The organism is Marinobacter sp. UBA2688 (assembly GCF_002352785.1).
Taxonomy (GTDB): domain Bacteria; phylum Pseudomonadota; class Gammaproteobacteria; order Pseudomonadales; family Oleiphilaceae; genus Marinobacter; species Marinobacter salarius.
Window position 1 is genome coordinate 5,370 of the sequence record NZ_DELU01000016.1, and the last position, 2,648, is coordinate 8,017.

Here is a 2,648-nt window from a genome sequence, read left to right on the forward strand (position 1 = left end):
GACGCCTTCGACGCCATGACCAGTGACCGCTGTTACCGAGACGGAATTCCGGCGTCTGATGCCATCCGCGTGCTGTACCGCAATCGGGGCCGGCAGTTCGATGCTGACATGGTAGAAGCCTTTATTCGCATGGTGGGTATTTATCCACCTGGAACACTGGTGGAGCTCAATAGCGGGGAAGTGGCCCTGATCGTGACTGTGCACCCGGGTAAAAAACTCAAACCCAGGATTGAGATACTGATGGATGCCAACAAAAAGCCGGTCCCTCCCCGAATCGTTGACCTGGCAAACCCGACAACCGAAGAGCAGCAAGCGATTCACCATCCGTTGCCGGATGGCGCTTTCGGAATTTCACTGAAGGGAAGGATTCAGCAATTGGTAACAGATCATAGCGTTTATCCCTCATAATTAGATGAATACGGCCGATATGTTAGTCACTCACCTCATCAACCGGAGCATTTTGTGGACAAACCTGCATCGGCGCTAACCCTGTTCGTGAGGGGACTGCTGAACCCGGCATTTCCGGCACTGATTTTCCTGGTGTTTCTGGGAATCGCCCTGGTTTTGCAGTACGGCATCGAAAAACAGGACCACACCCAAATCCAGTCCAATCTCGGCAGCGAAGCCACTTCGATGGCAAAGCGGCTGGAGCGGGAATTCCGTGTTCACGCAAACTCCATCAGCCGCATGGCGAAACGATTTGAAGCCTTGCCGGACACGCCAAAAGAGATCTGGGAGCAAGACGCCCGCCGATACCTGTCAGATTTTGGCGTCTACCAGGCGATCGAGTGGATTGACCGCGATTATGTCATCCGCTGGATGGTGCCGATCGAAGGTAACGAAGACGCCATTGGTTTCAATGTGGCCTTCTCCCCGGAGCGGCGTGCTTCGCTTCAGAAAGCACAGATGACCGGTGATCTGGATATATCTGGCGTCATTGATCTGAAGCAGGGCGGCAAGGGCATGGTCATCTATGCGCCCATATCCACCGGTGACGCCAACAACGGCTTTATTGCCGGAGTGTTCCGGATGGAAACCCTGGCTAATTACATGCTTTCCAACCGCGCCCTGACCTCCTTCCACATCGAAATCCGGGAAAAAGGTGACCCCGCCTACGTGCTTAACGATTCAATGGAAACAGACTCCAGGTTCTCCCGCACCCTGGATGTTGACCTGCCAACACTCGATTGGACACTGGCGGTAACCCCCTCCATCTCGTGGGTTGAGGAACAACGCAGCCGCTGGCCATTTGTGACCTTCATCGTCATGCTGTTCATGGGCCTGCTGACCAGCCTTACCACACTCCTGGTACAGCTGACTCTCAAGCGCAACCATGCACTGCTGAAAACCCGCCGGGAGCTGGATGCGGAAATCAGCCAACGTCAGGCGGTGCAAAAGGATCTCGCTCGCCTGGAAACGACAGACGCCCTGACCGGCCTCGCCAATCGCCGTTTTTTCATGGAAGACCTGGCGCACACCCTAAGCATCGCTGACCGTCAGATGCGCCAGGCAGCGCTGGTGATGATCGACCTGGACCGGTTCCAGACGCTCAACGATTCTCTCGGCCATCAATTCGGCGACGAACTGCTCATCAAAGTCGCTGAACGCCTGAATGCCCTGAGCGACGAGAAAGTGATGGTGGCCTATTCCGGCGGCGATGAGTTCATGGTGTGCCAGCAGCATGTTGAAAACATTGATGATGTAATCAATCTGCTGGGCCAGATCAAGCAATGCTTTGAAGAGCCGTTTGCCGTGCAGGGTGAGGAACATAGCATCACTGCCACTATGGGCGTGGCTGTCTATCCTCAAAGCGGCCTGGATGCCGATACCTTGCTGCGCAATGCCGATGTGGCGCTCTACCGCGCCAAGGAACAGGGCCGCAACACCTATCAGTTCTACACCGAGGGCATGCAGGACAGGGAGGTCATGCGCCTGGAATTGGACAAGGATCTTAACCACGCGCTGGCCAACGACGAGTTCGTGCTCTATTTCCAACCGCAACTGGATCTCAACGACTCGTCCATCAACAGCGTGGAGGCTTTGATACGCTGGCAGCATCCTCGCCGTGGCCTGTTGCCACCAGTGGACTTCATTCCCCTGGCGGAGGAAAGCGGTCGCATTACCGACATTGGGCGCTGGGTGGTCATGGCCGCCTGTCGGCAACTGGCGAAATGGCAGAAAGGCCCCTACTCCCATCTGCGCATCGCGGTGAATCTCTCTGGGCGCGAACTGGATGACGAAAGCATTGTCGACCATATCCAGGAAGCGCTGGAAAGCAATGGCGTTCCCGCGAGCCGGCTGGAGGTGGAGCTGACCGAAGAGATCTTCATCCAGAATATCGAGCACAACCTGAACCAGCTGACCAAGCTACACAAGCTGGGCGTGCACCTGGCCATTGATGACTTCGGCGTGGGTTACTCTTCGCTGGGTTACCTGCGGGATTTCCCAGTGGACCTGCTGAAGATCGACCGCTCCTTCATTACCGACGTTACCGAGCGCCACGACGACGCAGTGATTACCCGCGCGGTGATTAACCTGGCCCATAACCTGGGTATCCAGGTGGTGGCGGAGGGCGTGGAAACCCATGAGCAGCTGACTTTCCTCAAGAATCACCGCTGCGATCTGATTCAGGGTTACCTGATCAGCCG

2 protein-coding genes are annotated in these 2,648 nt (G+C 56.1%); both read left to right on the plus strand.

What is annotated here, in order from left to right; genetic code table 11:
- Positions 1-408, plus strand: a 408-nt coding sequence (locus B3M52_RS08640; protein ID WP_414673597.1) for an HD-GYP domain-containing protein, incomplete at its 5' end; no start/stop codon positions are given.
- Between the two features lie 54 nt (positions 409-462).
- On the plus strand, positions 463-2,648 hold a 2,186-nt coding region (locus B3M52_RS08645; RefSeq protein ID WP_286749406.1), incomplete at its 3' end, for a bifunctional diguanylate cyclase/phosphodiesterase.